This is a genomic window from Flavobacterium rivuli WB 3.3-2 = DSM 21788 (assembly GCF_000378485.1).
Lineage (GTDB): Bacteria > Bacteroidota > Bacteroidia > Flavobacteriales > Flavobacteriaceae > Flavobacterium > Flavobacterium rivuli.
Genome location: NZ_KB899974.1, coordinates 138,457 through 158,353 on the forward strand (window position 1 = coordinate 138,457; position 19,897 = coordinate 158,353).

Below are 19,897 nucleotides of genomic sequence, written 5' to 3' on the forward strand. Positions count from 1 at the left end.
ACTCATTATTGTTTTCCTAAGTGTAATTTTTAGCTGTGTTTACAATGATTTTTATTCGCAGATACATAAGGTTCACATTGGCTGGTTTAAGCTATTATTTACAATATGCATTGGTATTTTTCCTTTTTATATAGCTATAATTTTTAGTAACATGGTACTTATAAAGGAGTTGTTCTTAAAAAAAAAGTATGCCTCTTTCATTGTAATGTTTATACTATTCTGGTGCTCGTTTTATTTTATTGTTTGCTACTATTTTGATTATTTTGATCTCGGAAAATTCACTGCACTAAAGTTGGTAACGGTTGCAAGCAACGGTACGGGAATTTACTTTATCCATCTCTGGATTTTGAGGAATATTTCTAAAGGGCAAAAAGATATTCTGAATTTTGAGGCAGAGCTTTCTTTTTTAAAACAGCAGCTTAATCCTCATTTTTTGCTTAATGCTATGAACAACCTTTATGGCGAATCGTTATCGGAACCGGAAAATGTGCCGGACAGGATATTAAACCTTGCCGATATGCTCCGCTATCAGATTGAGGCAACCAAGAAAAACCTCGTACCTCTTAATGAAGAAGTAAATTTTATTAAACGCTACGTAGAATACTATACATTTAGAAATGAAAAACTTGAAGTTAATCAAAGTTTTGAAGGAGCGATAGATGCTATAGAGATACCGCCATTGTTCTTTTTACCACTGGTAGAAAATGCCGTGAAATTCTCGGGTGAAGTGCCGTTACCAATAATTAAGATGCACCTAAATATAAATAAAAGAAAGTTGTCTTTTTCGTTACAAAATAATTTTTTGGTAAGCGGCTCCCGCCTTACAGGTACGGGCATAGGTATAGAAAATTTAAAACGAAGGCTCGAGGTGTATGGTTTAAAGCACGAGCTTATAGCCACAAAACAGGATAATATGTATACTATAAAACTAAATATATGGGAACTACCTACCGCTGCCTTATAGTAGACGACGAAACACCTGCACACAAGGCACTCATATCGCATATTTCTAAATTTGATGATTTAGAGCATTCCGGTAGTGCTTACAGTGGGGCAGAAGCCCTTAAGATGCTGAATGAAAACAAATATGATATTATTTTTCTCGATATAAACATGCCCGTGCTTAATGGTGTTGAGGTTATGGAACTTCAGCCTAAGAGGCCGTTAACGATTGTTACAACCGCTTATTCTGATTTTGCACTATCGGCTTATACTAATGATGCTATAGATTATTTACTAAAACCTATTTCTTTAGAAAAGTTTAGCAAAGCAATAGAAAAAGCCAAGGCATATTATATAGGTTATGCTTTAGAAAAGCAAAATGCAACCGAAGAAAAATTTATAAGTTACAGGTCTGACGGTGAAGTAGTAAAAATAAGGGTAAACGATATAATTTATGTAGAGAGTATGGGTAACTACATGAAGTTGTTTTGCCATAAACTAAAATCGCCGCACATAGTTTATGGGTCCCTTTTAGGTATAGCACAGGATATTGCAAGCCCCGATTTTGTACAGGTACACCGTTCTTTTATAGTTAATAAGGCGTGTATTAGTATAATAGAGCAGGAAAATATAACGCTTACAAATGCTATAAAACTTCCTGTAGGCAGAAAGTATAAAATATTGCTGTCTAATTTAAAGTAATATTATCTTTACGGCTTGGGATTGTTTTATAAATACTAAGTAATTGGAACAAAAAAATGTGGTGTTTTGTCTATTAGAGATTTCTCCCTATTAGCGCACAGAAGAAATCTCAGAACTATTATGACATAAAATTGTTTACATTGCTTATACTTCTCGGTTAAATAGTACTTAATGAAAAAAATGAACAATAAACTCCTGTTAGCTTCAGTAATTCTACTCGCTGGATTTCTGCATGTTGGCTGTTCTTCAGCAAAAATGGGCAGTGCTGCCAGCAATACTACGGTATTAAATAACAACTGGAAATTTTCTAATACCGTTAACGGCGATGCCTACAGCAACAATTTTAATGATGATGCTTGGCAAACAGTTACAGTGCCACATGACTGGGCTATTTATGGGCCATTTGATAAAAAATGGGACATGCAAAAAGTAGCTATTGTACAAAATGGCGAAACTGAGGCATCTGAAAAGACGGGGCGTACAGGTGCCTTGCCACACATAGGTACCGGCTGGTACCGCAATACATTTACCTTACCACAGTTTAAAGTAGGCAAAAAAGCACTATTGGTTTTTGATGGCGCCATGAGCGAACCGCAGGTGTACCTTAATGGTAAAAAAATAGGGCAGTGGGGTTATGGCTACAGCTACTTTTACATAGATATTACTAACGATATTATTGCCGGTAAGGAGAATATACTGGCGGTAAAACTTACTAATAAAGAATATTCGTCACGCTGGTATCCCGGTGCGGGGCTATATAGAAATGTGAGTATTGTTGTTAAAGAGCCTGAAAGTTTTGAGCAGTGGGGTACTTATATAACCACTCCCGTTATTACTAAAAGTGCGGCTACCATAAATATTAAAGCTAAAGCTACAGGTAATACTATTTATATGGTTACTACCATTAAAGATGCTAAGGGAAAAGTTGTTGCAACTGGTACTACTAAAGATTTTGCAACTAAAGGCTTTGAGCAGAACATTACGGTAGCCAACCCTAATTTATGGAGTCCTGAAACACCTTACCTGTATACTGCAACCACGCAGTTATTTGCAGACAGCACTTTAAAAGATGAAGAGATAACGAAATTTGGTATTCGCGAAATAAAATATGAAGCTAACAAAGGCTTTAGCCTTAATGGTAAAATAACAAAATTTAAAGGCGTTTGCCTGCACCACGATCTTGGGCCACTGGGTACTGCGGTAAATAAAGCCGCAATGCGCCGCCAACTTACCATACTAAAAGACCTGGGGTGTAATGCCATACGCAGTTCGCATAACATGCCGTCGTTTGAGCAGCTTGAACTGGCAGATGAAATGGGCTTTATGTTTCTTGCAGAAAGTTTTGACGAGTGGGTTAAGCCCAAAGTAGAAAATGGCTACCACCGCTTTTTTGATGAATACGCCGAGAAGGATCTTGTAAATCTTATAAGGGCAACGCGTAACCACCCATGTATTGTTATGTGGAGCAGCGGTAATGAAGTGCCCGACCAGTATGGAGCCGAAGGTATTGTGCGTGCAAAGTTTTTACAGGATATTTTTCATCGTGAAGACCCTACGCGACCCGTTACAGTGGGTATGGATCAGGTTAAACAAACTATGCAGTCCGGTTTTGGTTCTGTGCTCGATATTCCCGGGCTAAACTACCGTGTGCACCTTTATGAAGAGGCTTACAAATCGTTTCCGCAGGGTTTTATTTTAGGTTCAGAAACGGCATCTACAGTAAGTTCCCGTGGTATTTATAAATTTCCTGTAGTACAGGCCAAAGAAAAGCAATATGATGATTTGCAATGTTCATCTTACGACCTTGAAGCATGCAGCTGGAGCAATGTGCCCGATGAAGATTTTGTGTTACAGGATGATAAACCATGGGTTATAGGCGAGTTTGTATGGACAGGATTTGACTATCTGGGCGAACCAACACCTTATGACGAGAAATGGCCATCGCGCAGTTCCTATTTTGGTATGGCAGATTTAGCGGGTATTCCTAAAGACAGATTTTACCTGTACAGGAGCCGTTGGAATAAAGAAGCCGAAACATTGCATATATTACCACACTGGAACTGGGAAGGCCGCGAAGGGCAAACTACACCGGTGTTTGTATATACTAATTATGATAGTGCAGAGCTGTTTGTAAATGGTAAAAGCATGGGTATACAAAAGAAAAGCAATGCATCGCCACAAAACAGGTACCGCCTAATGTGGATGGACGTAAAATATGAACCGGGAACGCTTAAAGTTGTTGCCTTAGATAAAAACGGTAAGGCAGTTGCGCAGGAAGAAGTAAAAACTGCGGGAGCTCCCTATAAAATTGTTTTAAACCCGGACAGGGAAACCATTACTGCCGATGGGGAAGATATATCTTTTATAACTGTATCTGTAGTAGATAAAAATGGGTTGCCCTGCCCAACAGCTACTAACCAGCTCGATTTTACAGTTACGGGTGCAGGTACTTACAGGGCTGCTTGTAATGGCGATGCAACATCGCTCGAAATTTTCCATGAGCCCACTATGAAACTGTTTAGCGGTAAACTGGTAGTGCTTGTAAAAGCCACCGATAAACCGGGTGATATAAAACTGGAAGTAAAAGGCGATGGTTTGCAAAGTGGTGTGGTTAATTTAAAGTCTAAAAGCTAAATGTAGTAAACATAACAAAAAATACCGGAGCGTCTTCCTGTGTTTTTGTTTCATCATATCTTGTCCGTACTAAAACGGTAATTGTAACTTTACACTAAGGCGACCACCATCAGATGAACTAAAGTAAGCAATATTAGCGGTGGTAAGACCTGCAATATTAAATTAAAAACCACCACCCGGAGACGTATGCCATTTTGATGATGTGTCGTTATCTACCCAAACGCGCCCGTAATCAAAGCCTGCATAGCATCCAAAAGTAATAGGGATAACACCATTAGCAAGTTTACCAAAATCGACCCTTAAACAGAGTTGTGTTAAAAAGATGTTTTACCACTAAAGCGTTCTCTCCTGAAACCCCTTAAACCATCGCCATCGCCTATAGTAGCTGCCTGGTAAAACTCGAAACTATTATTAAATATATGTTTAGCTTTTAGCTTGGTGGCATATACAAAAATACCCTGTTTGTCTATATTTGTTGTAAGCCTGACTTCGGGCACTATATAAGCAAAACCCTTACCTATAGATTGTAAAAATAAATTTAATGCATTGAACTCATATAAAAAAATCGCGCACCAAATTTCAGGTCGTATAAAATACTTTTTACTACATTACACTTAAATTTAATAAAGTTAAAAAAGGCAGCGCATGTTAAAAGTATCTTAATCAAAAGTTATATAGTCACAAAGTTCTGGCAGATAAGGATTTAATTGTAGAAATTTGAAACAGGATTAAGCTAAACGTCTAACTCTTAAGCAACCCCAACTATGAAGCTATTATACTTTTTCTTATCTGTTATGAGTCTTATACTTACCGGATACCTGATCATGAATAATTTTAGATTCGATCATTCAGGCTTTAGCAGTTTTCTTATTAATGGCCTGTTTATATTATTGCCGTGCTCGTTAATTATTGCAGGATTGGTTGCGTTATTTTCCCACAGAAAAAAATTACAGGATAAAGATATGATGACAATACGTCAATACTATAATTACAGAAGTGCCCGCTAAACTTTTAGATATTTTACAGAAACATCCTGCATTAGCGGGATGTTTTGTTTTATAAAATTTGCTATTGATATCCTGGCATGTAATTTCAAAAACTTTATCGTGAGTAGTGATAGTTTATAAAATTAATGTGAGCCTGATGATCTTAATTATTAACAAATTAGTTAAAACAAATAATGCCCCGTTTTCACAAGGCATTAAATTATGATACATAACATTTATTTAGTTATTAACCAGATCAGTCTGGTTCCTGAAAACTAACTGTCCATCAAAATTATCTATAAGTATAATACTATCAGTACTTACCTTACCGGATAGTATTTGTTTAGACAGCTCGTTCATAATCTCTTTTTGTATAACACGTTTTACCGGGCGTGCGCCATAATCAGGGTCATAACCTTTTTTAGCAAGGTAGTCAATTGCTTCCGGTGTGGCATCCAGCGTAATGTTTTGCTGTGCCAGCAGTTTTGTAACGCTTTTAATCTGTAAGCTTACAATTTCCCTTATGTTATCGGCACTAAGCGGGGTAAACATTACAATATCATCTATGCGGTTTATAAACTCGGGGCGTACCGTTTGTTTTAACAATCCGAGCACTTCAACCTTAGCAGCCTCAATGGCAGCTTCCACATTGCCTTTCAGGTTTTCAAATTTCTCCTGAATTATAGCGCTGCCCATATTGCTGGTCATGATAATAATGGTGTTCTTAAAATCGGCAACCCGCCCTTTATTATCGGTAAGTCGGCCTTCATCAAGCACCTGTAATAAGATATTAAAAGTGTCAGGATGGGCTTTCTCAATCTCGTCAAGAAGCACTACGCTATATGGTTTTCTCCTCACTGCTTCGGTAAGCTGTCCACCTTCATCATAGCCTACATATCCCGGAGGAGCACCCACTAAACGGCTCACGCTGTGGCGTTCCTGGTACTCGCTCATGTCTATACGGGTCATGGCATTTTCATCATCAAACAGGTAGGAGGCAAGTGCTTTAGCTAACTCAGTTTTACCAACACCTGTTGTACCAAGAAACAGGAATGATCCTATAGGTTTCTTTTGGTCCTGTAATCCGGCACGGCTTCTCCTTACGGCATCGCTAACAGCCTCAATAGCTTCTTCCTGGCCTACCACACGTTTGTGCAGTTCTGCCTCAAGGTTAAGCAGTTTTTCGCGTTCGCCCTGCAGCATTTTAGTAACCGGGATGCCCGTCCATTTTGCTACAACTTCGGCAATATCTTCCCTGGTTACTTCTTCTTTAATAAGGTTTTTGCCATTTTGGTTTTCATGCAGCTGTGTTTGCATTTCGTCCAGTTTTTCCTGTGCCTGTTTTATTTTTCCGTAGCGCAGTTCGGCAACCTTACCATAGTCGCCATCACGTTCGGCACGCTCAGCTTCCAGTTTAAAGTTCTCAATTTCACTTTTTGTAGCCTGAATCCCGTCTACAACATCTTTCTCACTTTTCCAGCGGGCATAAATCTCATTACGTTCTTCCTTCTGGTTGGCAAGCTCAAGGCCTAACGATTTCAGTTTACTTTCGTCATTCTCGCGCTTAATGGCCTCAATCTCAATTTCCAGCTGCATTATCCTTCTGTCAAGCACATCAAGCTCCTCAGGTTTAGAGTTTATCTCCATCCTTATTTTAGAGGCAGCCTCATCCATAAGGTCAATGGCTTTATCCGGCAGGAAGCGGTTTGTAATATAGCGTTGTGACAGTTCTACTGCAGCTATAATAGCCTCATCTTTAATACGTACCTGGTGGTGTGTTTCATATTTTTCTTTAATACCACGAAGTATTGATATTGCGCTTTCGGTATCCGGTTCGTCTACCATAACGCGCTGAAAACGACGTTCTAACGCTTTGTCCTTTTCAAAATATTTCTGGTATTCATCAAGTGTGGTTGCACCTATTGCGCGCAGCTCTCCACGGGCAAGTGCCGGCTTAAGTATATTGGCAGCATCCATGGCACCATCGCCACCACCTGCACCCACAAGGGTATGTATTTCGTCTATAAAGAGTACAATATCACCATCGGCAGAGGTAACTTCTTTCACAACCGATTTTAACCGTTCTTCAAACTCTCCTTTATATTTAGCACCTGCAATGAGCGCACCCATATCCAGCGAGTATACCACTTTATTCTTAAGGTTCTCCGGTACATCGCCCTGAATGATACGGTGTGCCAAACCTTCGGCTATGGCAGTTTTACCTACACCGGGTTCACCCACAAGCATTGGGTTATTTTTAGTACGGCGGCTTAGTATTTGCAATACACGTCGAATTTCTTCGTCACGGCCTATAACAGGGTCGAGCTTACCATCATTAGCCAGCTGGTTAAGGTTCTTGGCAAATTTGTTGAGGGCATTGTAGTTTTCCTCGGCACTGGCAGATGTTACTCTTTCGCCTTTGCGCATTTCATCTATAGCTGCGCGAAGGCCTTTCTCTGTAACGCCCTGGTCTTTTAATATTTGTGCAACCCTGCTGCGCGATGCTAAAATGGCAAGTAACAAATGCTCTATAGAAACAAACTCGTCGTTCATTTTTCGGGCAATGTTAGATGCTTCGGTTAGGGCCGTATTGGCATCACGGCTTATACCCATTTCTCCACCTGTAACTTTTGAAAAACTTTGCAGGGTGCTATCCAGTATCTGGCTAAATAACGGCAGGTTTACATTGAGTTTTTTAAGAAGGAACGGGGTTACGTTCTCATCAACCTCAAGTATACCTTTAACAATGTGTTCGTTTTCAATTTGCTGATGCCCAAGTTCCTGGGCTATTTGTTGTGCCCTTTGTATGGCCTCCTGAGATTTTATAGTAAAATTGGCTAAGTTCATAATCTAAAATGTTTAAATTTGATAAGTACAATTCAATTTTTAATCCAATAAGTAAAATCCGACAAATTGTCTTTTTCATTACGGTTTTAAAGTAATTAAGCGACAAATTGTCTTAAAAATATATAATTATGGGTGTTTTCGGTAAAATATTCGGTAATTCTGACAGTAAAGATACGCCTGAATCTGGTTTTCAATGGGGTAATTTAACAGAACTTAAACAACTTGATAACATAGTTTTAGAGTCTGAAGAGGTACCTGTTATAATTTTTAAACACAGCACACGTTGCCCTGTTAGCCGCATGGCATTAAAGAACTTTGAAAATGAATACAATATTGAAGAGGGGAGTGCAAAACCTTACTTTCTTGACCTTATTGCACACCGTGATATAAGTAACGAAATTGCATCCCGTTTTAAGGTTACACACCAGTCACCACAGGTAATTGTTATAAAAAATGGCCAGGAAATATATAATACATCACATGATGATATTGATGCCGGTATTGTAAAATCTAAGTTATAAAATTTATTCCTTTATGAATAAGTAGTAATATGCAGGGTTACAAAGCAGGATTATATTTATAATGTCAAGGGTTAATTTTATGATAATTGTATATTTTACTTTCTTTATCGCTTTTCTCTCTTTTTCCAACCTGCCGATCACTGCAATATCATCCGATGATATTTCCGGTTATCCTTATTAATCCTTTCGTTAAATAGGGACGTTGCACGACCGGTTGTCATTTGTTGAGTAATAGCGTATGCTTCCGCCTTTTTGACTAACTGGTAGCCGAACATCTCTTTTACCACAGGAATCAGTCCTTTGTTGGCAAAGGTTACTTACTGCAGAATGTATTGTAGGCCATGTGCGTATTGAGCTTAAAGAAAACCTGCTCAGGTTCGCGATCTCTTTAAGGTATTCATTCATTTTCCGGTTGGAGGATATTTGCAGTACCCTATCACATTCCATGCACAATGGATGGTCTTTATATTTTTAATAATAGCCAGTGCCTGGAGAGTAGGAGAATCGGTTTTCTGCCCTGCGGTCATAATCCAGTATTCACTATCAATGCCTTTTAATAAAAACACCCAACCAAAAACTGCTCTCTAACATAATTCAACATTTTAAATTAATAAAGGTAGAATTACAGGGTCTTTAAATCAAGTCGCTAACCTGCTTTACATATTGGTATACAGGTGTTTATATGGTGTTTTGTGGCAAAAAAAATTATAGTGAAATTTTGCCACGATTTTGCCACAATAATTTTGGGCTTCGTTATAAATTTTGGTGGGGTGCTTAAAAACAGAAAACCCTGCAAATTCAAGGATTTGCAGGGTTTCTCACGCTTTTTTAGGGTTTTTTAAAAATTTGGAAAATATAGAAACGAACCCAAGTCTGGAGATTATGTTTACAATATCGATTTTAATAGGTATTCATACCCCTTTCTAGTTTTAAAACTAATAGTATAACCTATAGCTGATTTTACGCTTTTTAAATGCAGTGACTTAATTTCAAAAGGCTCGTTTGCTCTTATGGTACAATCATTTCCATTTTTAGAAACAATTTTGGCTGATGAAAGCTTGCCTTCATCCCAGCTAATATCTACAATGAAATTGCCTCTTGCCACAATACCTTTAATAGTGCCATTGGCCCAGACATTAGGTAAAGCAGGCAGTAGTTGTATTTCTTCATTTTGGCTTTGCATAAGCATTTCTATAACGCCGGCGGTACCTGCAAAGTTACCATCTATTTGAAATGGGGGGTGCGCATCAAAAAGATTAGCGTATACACCACCACCGCTGTTATAATGAGGGTCGCTTTCTTTAGTAAGGCGCAACTGGTTCCTAAATAACTTATAGGCATGGTTGCCATCTAAAAGGCGTGCCCACATATTTACTTTCCAAGCCAGGCTCCAGCCGGTGCCACCATCGCCGCGCAGTTCTAACGTTTTTTTGGCAGCATTGGCAAGATCGGGTGTTTTTAATGGCGATATTAAGTTTGTAGGGTGCAATGCATATAGGTGAGACATATGCCTATGGTGTGGGTCTTCTTCTTCAAAATCTTTGTACCACTCTAACAACTGGCCTTTACTGCCAATTTTAAATGGGAATAATTTTTGGTTAGCAGTTATAATAGTGTCTCTAAAATCCTCATCGGTATTTAAGATGGTTGACGCTGCTGTAATGTTAGCAAATAAATCTTTAATAATACCCATATCCATAGTACTTGCCACTGTTACGGCTCCTTTCTTTTTACCATCGTAATAATACCTGTTTTCTGGCGAGGTAGATGGCATTGTAACTAAATAGCCGTCTTTATCTTTTTGTAGCCAGTCTAAAGTAAACTCTGCGGCACCCTTCATAATAGGATAGGCTTCTTTAAGGTATTTCTTATCGCCGGTAAACTGATAATGTTCCCATAAATGCCTGCTTAGCCAGTTGGCTCCCATATACCAGTTTGCCCACATAGGGTCGCCTTTACCAAGGTCGCCCACTGGATTGCTTAAAGCCCAGATATCAGAGTTATGGTGTACTACCCAACCGTGTGCATGGTAAAAGCTTTGTGCTGTTTCTGCACCGGTAACTGAAAGGTTCTTTATAAGATCATTTAACGGAGAGAACAACTCCGAAAGGTTTGCCGTTTCTACAGGCCAGTAATTCATTTGAAGGTTAATATTAGTTGTATAGTTGCTGCTCCAGGGCGCGCGCAATTCCTTATTCCAAATTCCCTGTAAATTAGCAGGTGCGCCTTTAGTGCGTGATGAAGATATTAGTAAATACCGCCCGTATTGAAAAAATAGTGCTTCAAGGTTTGCATCTTTTGCACCGGTAGCATAGTCTTCAAGCCGTTTATCTGTAGGTTGATTGCTCTTATTAGTTTCGCTGTTATTAAGGTTTAAAGAAACGCGATTAAAAAAGTGGTGAAAATCTTCCAGATGCTCTTTAAGTAATCGGTCATACTTTTTGCCATCAGCTTTTGCAAGATACTCTTCTGCCAGTTTTTTTTCATCTTTACCTTCGCTGTCCGGGCATTTATCAAAACCATTAAAGCTTGTAGCTGCCGATAGTACAAGTACAACTTCGGTAGCATTTTTAATATCTATACTATTATCGCTATTGGTAGTAAGTGTACCACTTTTAATAATGGGTTTTACAATTAATGCAAAACGCATGCCGCCGCAACCACCATCTTTATAAACCACGGCTTCCTTATTATAATTAATATAACTGGGATCTGTATTAGCGGGGGCTTTGCCATTTAAAAACAAGGCTTGTTGTTTTATAGAACTTTTATATTGTAGTTGACTATTGGCATTAACTGTAATCGAAAGTTTATTGGGCTCGCTGGCTGTAAGCCTCACAATAATACATTGCCCCGGTGCCGATGCAAAAACTTCGCGTTTGTAAGATATTCCATCAGCGGTAAAAGTTGTTGTGGCTACACCATCTTGTATATTTAGATCTCTGTAATAAGCAGATGGTTTAGCATTACCCAAATCTTGCTTTAATAACAGGTCGCCTAATGGCAGGTAACTTTGGCTGTAAACGCCCTGCATTTTTTTTGTTAGCTCATAAGCTTTTTCATAATCGCCATTAATTAAAGCTTCCCTTGTAGGCGCTAAATTTTCGAAAGCTGTAGGGTTTATGTTTTTTAATACCGGCCCACCACTCCATAATGTAGCTTCGTTAAGTTGTATAAGTTCTTCATTAACCCGGCCAAAAACCATAGCTCCAAGCCGCCCATTACCAATAGGCAATGCCTCCGTCCATACGGTTGCAGGCTGGTTATAATGAAGTTTTAATTCTTGTTGTGAATAAGCACTTGTTGCAAATAATAATAGTAAAAAAGCTTTGTGTATTTTTATCATCTTGTGTGTAATAGGCAATTGAATAGTAAAGGCATGTAATTTGAATAACAACATCAGGCCTTAATAGATCCTGACTATTACAAATTACTGAATTCAAAAATATAGTAATCAGTTAAAAAAAAATTGAGGCGTATTATCAATTGGTTGTGAAAAATTATTAATTATACGATTTTTGATATTTTAAAGGAGTTTGTCCAGTAATTTCTTTAAAACATTGATGAAAGCTCGAAAAGTTTAAAAAACCACTTTCAAAGCAAATTTCCTTAACTGTCATTCTTTTCTCGATAAGCATTTTGCAGGCATTTCCTATTCTTATTTCATTTACAAATTCAGAATATGTTTTGCCTGTTCTCAATTTAAAAAATTTACAAAATGAGGTACGGCTCATTTTTGCCTCATTAGCAATTTTATCAAGGCTAATTTTTTGACTATAATTTTTAAGGGTGTAATTATAAATTGCCTGCATTCGGTCTCTTTCAGATTCCTGAAAATTTGCCCTAAAACCTAATGAGACCAATATCTGCGCCTTCATGCACTTACTGATTTCTAAAAGTACCTCAATTAGGTTTATTATTTTTTTGGGACCTTGCGACTCTATTACCTGTATGATTGATTTTGTAAGGCAATTATCAAAATTATCTTCTATTTGTATACCCCTTTTAGATTTTTCTATGACCCTGCTAATTTCCAGGTTTTCCGGCAGGTATAAAAAGTCTTTTCCCCAAAAGTTCTTATTAAAATGCACTACATACACCTCAATTTCCGATTCCTTGTCCCGTTCGCTAAACTGCCAGTAATGCGGTAAATTGCTACCCACAAGTACAACATCACCACTTTTAAAATTTCTTATATTATCGCCAACAAATTGCGTACCAGATCCCTTTTTAAAGTATATGAGTTCAATTTCTTCATGGTAATGCCACCAACTATTTATATCGGGCAAAATTTCTCTTTTTGCTGTGAATGACCTGGTAGAGTTTGGGGAAATAGTAAGATGATGTGGTTTCAACGATAACGATATTTTAAGCTAATTTAAGCATAAAATATGCATTTGATATTTTTGGGATAATAAAACTTAATAATTGGATAATTTTTCAAAATTTAGATGCTCAAAAATGCCATTAATTTGTAAAAGTAATTAACGGTTTTTTAACATTATAAATGCGAATAATGTTTTTATCGCTTTAATAATACCATAAATTTTTTTAAGCAAAACAGTTGTTAGAAGGAAATATCTTTTAGCAGCAAATGATTGAAATTAAAGTTTTCATGTTAGGGTAGTTACTACTTGTATGCACAAAAGTAGAGCCATTAATTCAACATGAAGTAATGAAAAGATTGCGTTTTGTTAGCTATGTAAAGGATTTTTTTTAGCGCCTAACGTTTGACCTATTCACTAAAACGTTGTAGTGCACATTGTTGTGAAAGGCAACACTTAATTAATGTATTATCTATTTTAATTTAATGTACAAGTATGATGAATCAATTACTCAAAGGAAATGTAGCGAAAGCAAAAGATAGTGCTTTGCAACCCTATCCTAATTTATGGCTGGTGTGTATAATAACGCTCCTGTCATTTCCGGTTTTTGCACAACAGCAGGTTACTGGAAAAGTGGTCGCGGCAGATAACGCTAATGAAACGCTTATCGGCGCATCTGTACTTTCTAAAGCTACAAAAAATGTTGCTAATACCGACGACAGGGGAAGTTATTCTATTGCTGCTACAGCAACTGATACTTTGGTTTTTACTTATTTAGGTTTTGCCACTAAAGAAGTGTATGTAAATGGAAAATCTGTTATTGATGTGTCATTAACACCCGACAAGCAAGTACTTGATGAAGTAGTTGTTGTAGGATACGGCACCCAAAAGAAAATTAACCTTACGGGCTCTGTATCAGCAATAGCATCGAAAGATTTAGAAAACAGGCCCATTACGCAGGCATCACAGGCTCTGTCAGGACTAACGTCAGGAATTGTAGTGTCCCAAACATCAGGCAGGCCAGGTAATGATGGTGCCAGTATAACTATTAGAGGACAAGGGTCGTATGGAGCAGGGGGTAGCCCATTAGTAATTTTAGATGGTATCGCGGTATCACTTAACGATGTAGATCCTAATAATATAAAGAGTATTTCTGTACTTAAAGACGCAGCATCAGCGGCAATTTATGGTAGCAGGGCTGCAAATGGTGTAATTATAATTGAGACAAAAAGGGGGCAGGCAGGGACTATGCAGGTTAATTATAACAGCTATGCAGGTTTTCAGAGTGCTGTAGCATTGCCTGACTTTTTAGATTCTGCCGGGTATGCCGCAATGAGAAATGAAGCTAATGCAAATATGGGGCAGGCTGCTTCGTATACTGATGCTGACATCGAAAAATTCCGCAATCAATCAGACCCTGACAATTACCCAAATGTTCCCCATTTAAAAAACCTGCTTAATTCAGGATCAGGCTTCCAGACTAACCATAATCTTACCTTTATGGGTGGAAATGAAAAAACACGGTATTTGTTTTCTACTACTTATTTAGAACAAAACGGCCTCGTGGCTAAAAACGATTACAAAAAGTATAATTTTATGCTTAATGTAGACAGTAAAATAAAGGAGAATCTTACCCTTAAAGTAAATTTAATGGGATATACATCAGAAACCAACGAGCCTATACAATCTGAAGGTGATATGATGAGCATTATAGGCTACGCTGTACGTGAAGGCCCTATTTACGCAGGCAGAAAGTCGGATGGTACTTATGGCTACCAGGATAATTATAGCCCTGAAGCATGGGTAGATAGTAACTCATTTAAAAAGGGAACTAATAAAAACTTTTTAGGAAGCGGTGAATTGGCATGGCAACCTATAGAGGGGCTTACCCTAAGTGGTAAAGCCGGCTATAACCTGTTTAGCTTCTATGATAAAAATTATTTGGCTGAAGTACAGTTTGATCAATATAAAACTATAGGCCCTAATAATTTAAATGTATATTCAGGGCAGGGTACTCAGGTTACGTTACAGGCATTAGCTACTTATACTAAAACAATTAAAGACCACAGTTTTACGCTTCTGGGGGGCGCATCTCAGGAAAAATATTCTGACTGGAGCCTTAACGGTTACCGTAGGAACTTTCCAAATAACTTACTTAGCGAGCTTAATGCGGCCTCAGCTGAAGGCATGACAACTTCAGGATCTGCGTCAGAGTGGGCTATCAGGTCCTATTTTGGAAGGTTGAATTATTCTTTTGGCAACAAGTATTTATTTGAAGCTAATATAAGGACTGATGGTACATCGAGGTTTCCAAGCGAAGGCCGTTGGGGTGTATTCCCATCTTTTTCGGGAGGCTGGATCGTATCTGAAGAATCTTTCCTTAAAGATAAATTATCATGGCTTCAAACTTTTAAGCTTCGTGCTTCATGGGGTAAGCTGGGCAATCAAAATGTAGGGTCATATCCTTACCAAAACAGGGTTAGCCTAGGGCAAAACTATTCTTTTGGGGGAGCTTTATTACCGGGTGCTGCTGTAACAACTACAAGTAATTCTGATATAACCTGGGAGAGTACAGCTACAACTGATTTTGGCTTGGATGCTAATTTTTTTGATGGAAAATTAGGGCTTGTTGCCGATTTTTTCAATAAAAAAACATCTGGTGTACTTTATGGGGTAACCACTTCATCAGTATTAGGTATGGGTACATCTCCGGTAAATGTAGGTGGTGTAAAAAATACAGGGTTTGAGGTTGCTCTTAACTATAGCCAACAAATAGGTAATCTTAAAATAGGAATTAGCCCTAACTTCTCCTATATAAAAAATGAAGTTACGGAGTTATCTAGCGGACTTAGCGAAGATATTAATAGTAACTTGTTTGTAGGGCAGCCTATAGGTGTTATATATGGTTATGTTGCAGATGGCTTGTTTGTAAACCAGGATGATGTGTCAGCATATCCATCACAGCCTTATGCAGCAGAACCGGGACTGGTTAGATACAAAGATATTAGCGGTCCGGATGGTGTCCCGGATGGTAAAGTGGATGCTACTTACGATAGGAAAGTTATAGGTAATACAATGCCAAAATATACTTATGGACTTAATTTAACAGCTAATTATCGAGGCTTTGATTTTGCTACACTACTGCAAGGGCTTGGCGGTTATGATAAACAATTATCTTCCTATCAGGCCTACGCATTTTATAATGGAGGACAGATACAACAGTGGCAGGCAGATAACCGTTGGACAGAAGCGAATCCTGACAGAAATGCATCATATCCTAAATTAACCAGTCTTAATGGTGGTAGCGGTACTACGATGACATCTACATATTGGTTACGGAACGCAAGTTTTTTGAGGGTTAAAAATATACAAATTGGATATACTTTACCAGATAGCCTGGTAAAAGATAAATTAAAAATGTCAAGACTGAGATTTTATATTGGGGGTCAAAATGTCCTTTCATTCAATCATTTTTATAAGGGTTGGGACCCAGAAATGGGTGGTGGCAATTTTTATCCTATCACTAAAACATATACACTTGGCTTAAACGCATCTTTTTAACATATAAATATCATGAAAACTATAAAATATAAATTTTTATCTCCGGCTAAAGTACTTTGTGTCATTACAATGTCCGTTCTTACTATTGGTTGTACAGAAGATTTTTTAGACAAGCAGCCGTTAGATCAGATTTCTGATGCTACTTTTTGGAAAACTGAAAATGATGCTATGCTGGCGCTTACCGGTTGCTACAATATTGGTGCTTACTGGGCAGGTCAGGATTTTTTTAACGGCATTTCTTTACTATGGCTGGATCTTGCGGCAGGCGATGGATCGGAAAAAGAATTTTATCCCGACCATATGACTGATGGAACATTAAACTCAAGTTATTGGGTTACTGCTGCATATTGGTCAAACACTTACGGTAAGATATCTAAGTGTAATAATTTTTTGGATCATATTGATGCTGTACCAATGGATGAGGTAAAGAAAGCCATGATGAAAGCAGAGATACGCACCCTAAGGGCATATTGCTACTTTAACCTGGCCTTGTATTTTGGTAATGTGCCACTGTCAACCCATTTATTAACAGTAGAGGAAGCGAATAACATACCGCAAACGTCAAGGGCAGATGTATGGGCTTTTGCAGAGCAGGAACTTGCAGCAAGTTATCCCGATTTACCATCTACCCGCCCTTCTAATGAAGATGGTCGTATTACAGCGGGTGCTTCATTAGCTTTTTTAGGACGTGTGCAAATGGCCGAGCAAAAATGGCATGATGCAGCATTAACTTATAAGCAAATTATCGATAGCCAAGTTTACATAATTGATCAGGCGGGCTTTGCGCAATTGTTTTGGCAAACAGGTGAAAGCAGTAAGGAAGTAATTTTTAGTACACAATATCAGCCAGATGTTTATGCCCAGGTTTTGCCACAGTACCTTTACCCTGAAACTTATGGAGGATGGCACCAATTTTCACCTTATAATGAGTTAGTGCAGTCATATGAATGTACTGATGGTAAAACGATTGAACTATCACCACTTTATAACTCGAGCACTCCGTACGATAACAGGGATCCGAGGCTTGATTATACTATTATGATATCTGATAGAACTCAATTTAAAGGCGTTACCTACGTATCAAGGCCAGACTCATCGTCGCCCGATAGAATAAGCAGGTACAGCTGGAGCGGCTACTGCATTAACAAGCTAATGGATCCTACTTTTGATGGTAACCTAATGAACTATGGTGGTAATTTCCCGGTAGTGCGTTATCCTGAAGTTTTACTCGGCTATCTTGAATCTAAGCTTGAGGCAGGTGAGGGTATTACACAGTCATTGTTAGATGAAACTGTAAACCTTATACGTAACAGGCCAACCGTAAATATGCCTGATGTTACCACTACGGATCCTAACGCAGTAAGAGAAATACTTCGTAGGGAACGTAAAGTAGAACTGGCTTTTGAAGGTATACATTATTACGATATTTTACGTTGGGGTACAGCTGGACAAGAATTAAACAGGCAGTTTACAGGTATGAAGTTAACAAATACTCCTGAAAGCTATAGCGACTATCCGGTAGACAGTAATGGTTTTTACATCTATCAACGAAGGAATTTTATTGTGGGCGTAAACGAGCTTTGGCCCATACCACAAACAGAATTAAATATCAATAAAAACTTAGTTCAAAATCCGGGCTATTAATATAATAAATTGTTGGGTTAGTAAATAGAGTGATTGTAATGCAGTATGCCCAGGGTGATGAGCCATTTCACCATTGGGCAGCTGCATTTATTAAATTATATATATTATAATCCTCGCATTAAACATAAAGAATGAAAAAACTTACCGCGAATAATACATTGCTTTTTTTATTTATACTTGGCATTACCTGGATACCGGGCTTTAGCCAGATATCTTTTGGCGATGCAAAAAAGATAAATGATGGCTGGAAGTTTAACCTTGAAGATACCAGGAACGCCCAGGAAACTAAATTTGATGACAAAGAATGGCAGGCGATAGACCTTCCGCACGACTGGAGTATAAAAGGGCAGCTTAGCCCTACACTTGCAAGTGCTACAGGCTACCTTCCCGGAGGTATAGGCTGGTACCGCAAAAACCTTAATGTGCCAAATGCACAAAAAGGCCAGAAAGTATATTTATATTTTGAAGGTGTTTATAACAGGAGCGAAGTATTTGTAAACGGGCACTCTTTAGGAAAACGCCCTAACGGATATATTTCTTTTTCTTATGATGCTACACCATATATCAACTTTGGTGGAGACAATACCATTGCCGTTCGCGTAGACCACAGTAAAAGTGCCGATTCCCGTTGGTACACAGGCTCTGGTATATACCGTAATGTGTGGGTAGTATATGCTAACCCGGTGCATATTGCACAGTGGGGTGTATATGCATATCCTGAAGTTACCAAAGGTAATGGTGTCCTTAACGTGGAGGTTGAAGTAGAAAACGGCTCATCGTCTAAAGAAAGTGTTACCGTTGTAAATGAACTTATTGGCCCTGACGGAAAATCAGTTGCTAAAAACTCGCAGAAACTTACTGCTGCGGCTGGTAAAAACCAAAAGGTTACAACGCAGTTAAAAGTCAGCAACCCTAAGTTATGGGATTTAAATAATGCTAACCTTTATAAACTGAAAACTACGGTTCTTAAAGGCAGTAAGCAAACTGATGCTACTACAACCACTACAGGTTTCCGCACCTTTACATTTGATGCCAATAAAGGCTTTGCCCTTAATGGGACATGGATGAAAGTTAAAGGGGTGTGTTTACACCATGATGCAGGCGTATTAGGATCGGCAGTGCCAAGGGATGTTTGGAAGACAAGGCTTAAAACCCTTAAAGAGATAGGTGTTAATGCCATACGTACAAGCCACAACCCAGAGTCTCCTGATTTTTATGAACTTTGCGATGAGATAGGTTTACTTGTTTTAAACGAAGCGTATGATGAGTGGGAATACCCTAAGCGTAAATGGCTTGAGGGATGGAACTATGGTACTCCGGGCTACGAAGGAAACTCTGATATTTTTGCCGACTGGGCCGAAAAAGACCTTGAAGATTTTGTGCGCCGCGACCGCAACCACCTGTCTGTATTTGCATGGAGTATAGGTAACGAGGTAGATTATCCTAACGACCCTTACTCGCACCCAATACTTGACGGTACTAAAGCAATGGGCTTTACGCAGGCTGCTTACGGTGGCTATAAAAAAGATGCCCCGGATGCTATGAGGCTTGGCGCTATTGCTAAACGCCTTGTTGCCGCGGTTAAAAAATATGACAAATCGCGCCCTACAACGGCAGGACTTGCAGGTGTAGCAATGAGTAACGAAACCGAATATCCCGGATTGCTTGATATTGCAGGTTACAACTATACAGAGAGCCGTTACAAATCTGACCACGAAAAATATCCTAACAGGGT

The 19,897-nt window shown here is 38.5% G+C and carries 11 protein-coding genes; 7 read left to right on the plus strand and 4 right to left on the minus strand.

Annotated elements, in window-relative coordinates:
- The first annotated feature begins 151 nt into the window (after positions 1-151).
- The 3 genes from F565_RS0117565 (at position 152) to F565_RS0117575 (ending at position 4,278) form a co-directional block, all read left to right on the plus strand.
- Positions 152-964: a sensor histidine kinase gene (locus tag F565_RS0117565; protein ID WP_231559628.1), complete on the plus strand. Its 813-nt coding sequence runs from the start codon at positions 152-154 to the stop codon at positions 962-964.
- Positions 937-1,644, plus strand: coding sequence for a LytR/AlgR family response regulator transcription factor (locus F565_RS0117570; RefSeq protein WP_020214560.1), 708 nt, complete (start codon positions 937-939; stop codon positions 1,642-1,644). Before F565_RS0117565 ends, F565_RS0117570 begins: the two co-directional genes overlap by 28 nt.
- A gap of 255 nt (positions 1,645-1,899) precedes the next feature.
- A complete protein-coding gene (locus tag F565_RS0117575) occupies positions 1,900-4,278 on the plus strand; it encodes a DUF4982 domain-containing protein (RefSeq protein WP_020214561.1) in 2,379 nt (792 codons plus the stop codon).
- A 314-nt stretch (positions 4,279-4,592) separates the two neighbouring features.
- On the opposite strand, the gene F565_RS0117580 is transcribed toward F565_RS0117575, so the two are convergent.
- Both F565_RS0117580 and clpB read right to left on the minus strand, forming a co-directional pair.
- Positions 4,593-4,775 (minus strand): hypothetical protein, encoded by a 183-nt coding sequence (locus F565_RS0117580; protein WP_020214562.1) that lies wholly within the window; start codon positions 4,773-4,775, stop codon positions 4,593-4,595.
- A 729-nt stretch (positions 4,776-5,504) separates the two neighbouring features.
- On the minus strand, positions 5,505-8,111 hold the full coding sequence (gene clpB, locus F565_RS0117585; RefSeq protein WP_020214563.1) for an ATP-dependent chaperone ClpB: 2,607 nt from the start codon (positions 8,109-8,111) through the stop codon (positions 5,505-5,507).
- Positions 8,112-8,239: 128 nt separating this feature from the next.
- On the opposite strand from clpB, the gene ytxJ reads away from it, so the two are divergent.
- Entirely contained in the window at positions 8,240-8,632 is a 393-nt protein-coding gene (gene ytxJ / locus F565_RS0117590; RefSeq protein ID WP_020214564.1) for a bacillithiol system redox-active protein YtxJ, read from the plus strand.
- Positions 8,633-9,518: 886 nt separating this feature from the next.
- Here the strand turns inward: ytxJ and F565_RS0117605 are convergent.
- Both F565_RS0117605 and F565_RS0117610 read right to left on the minus strand, forming a co-directional pair.
- On the minus strand, positions 9,519-11,978 hold the full coding sequence (locus F565_RS0117605) for a glycoside hydrolase family 95 protein (protein WP_020214566.1): 2,460 nt from the start codon (positions 11,976-11,978) through the stop codon (positions 9,519-9,521).
- 157 nt (positions 11,979-12,135) lie between these two features.
- Positions 12,136-12,921 (minus strand): AraC family transcriptional regulator, encoded by a 786-nt coding sequence (locus F565_RS0117610; RefSeq protein WP_020214567.1) that lies wholly within the window; start codon positions 12,919-12,921, stop codon positions 12,136-12,138.
- A 531-nt stretch (positions 12,922-13,452) separates the two neighbouring features.
- On the opposite strand from F565_RS0117610, the gene F565_RS0117615 reads away from it, so the two are divergent.
- The 3 genes from F565_RS0117615 to F565_RS0117625 form a co-directional block, all read left to right on the plus strand.
- Entirely contained in the window at positions 13,453-16,518 is a 3,066-nt protein-coding gene (locus F565_RS0117615) for a SusC/RagA family TonB-linked outer membrane protein (RefSeq protein ID WP_197062245.1), read from the plus strand.
- A gap of 12 nt (positions 16,519-16,530) precedes the next feature.
- A complete protein-coding gene (locus F565_RS0117620) occupies positions 16,531-18,162 on the plus strand; it encodes a RagB/SusD family nutrient uptake outer membrane protein (protein WP_020214569.1) in 1,632 nt (543 codons plus the stop codon).
- A 131-nt stretch (positions 18,163-18,293) separates the two neighbouring features.
- Positions 18,294-19,897: glycoside hydrolase family 2 (locus F565_RS0117625; RefSeq protein WP_020214570.1), on the plus strand; the 1,604-nt coding region annotated here is incomplete at its 3' end.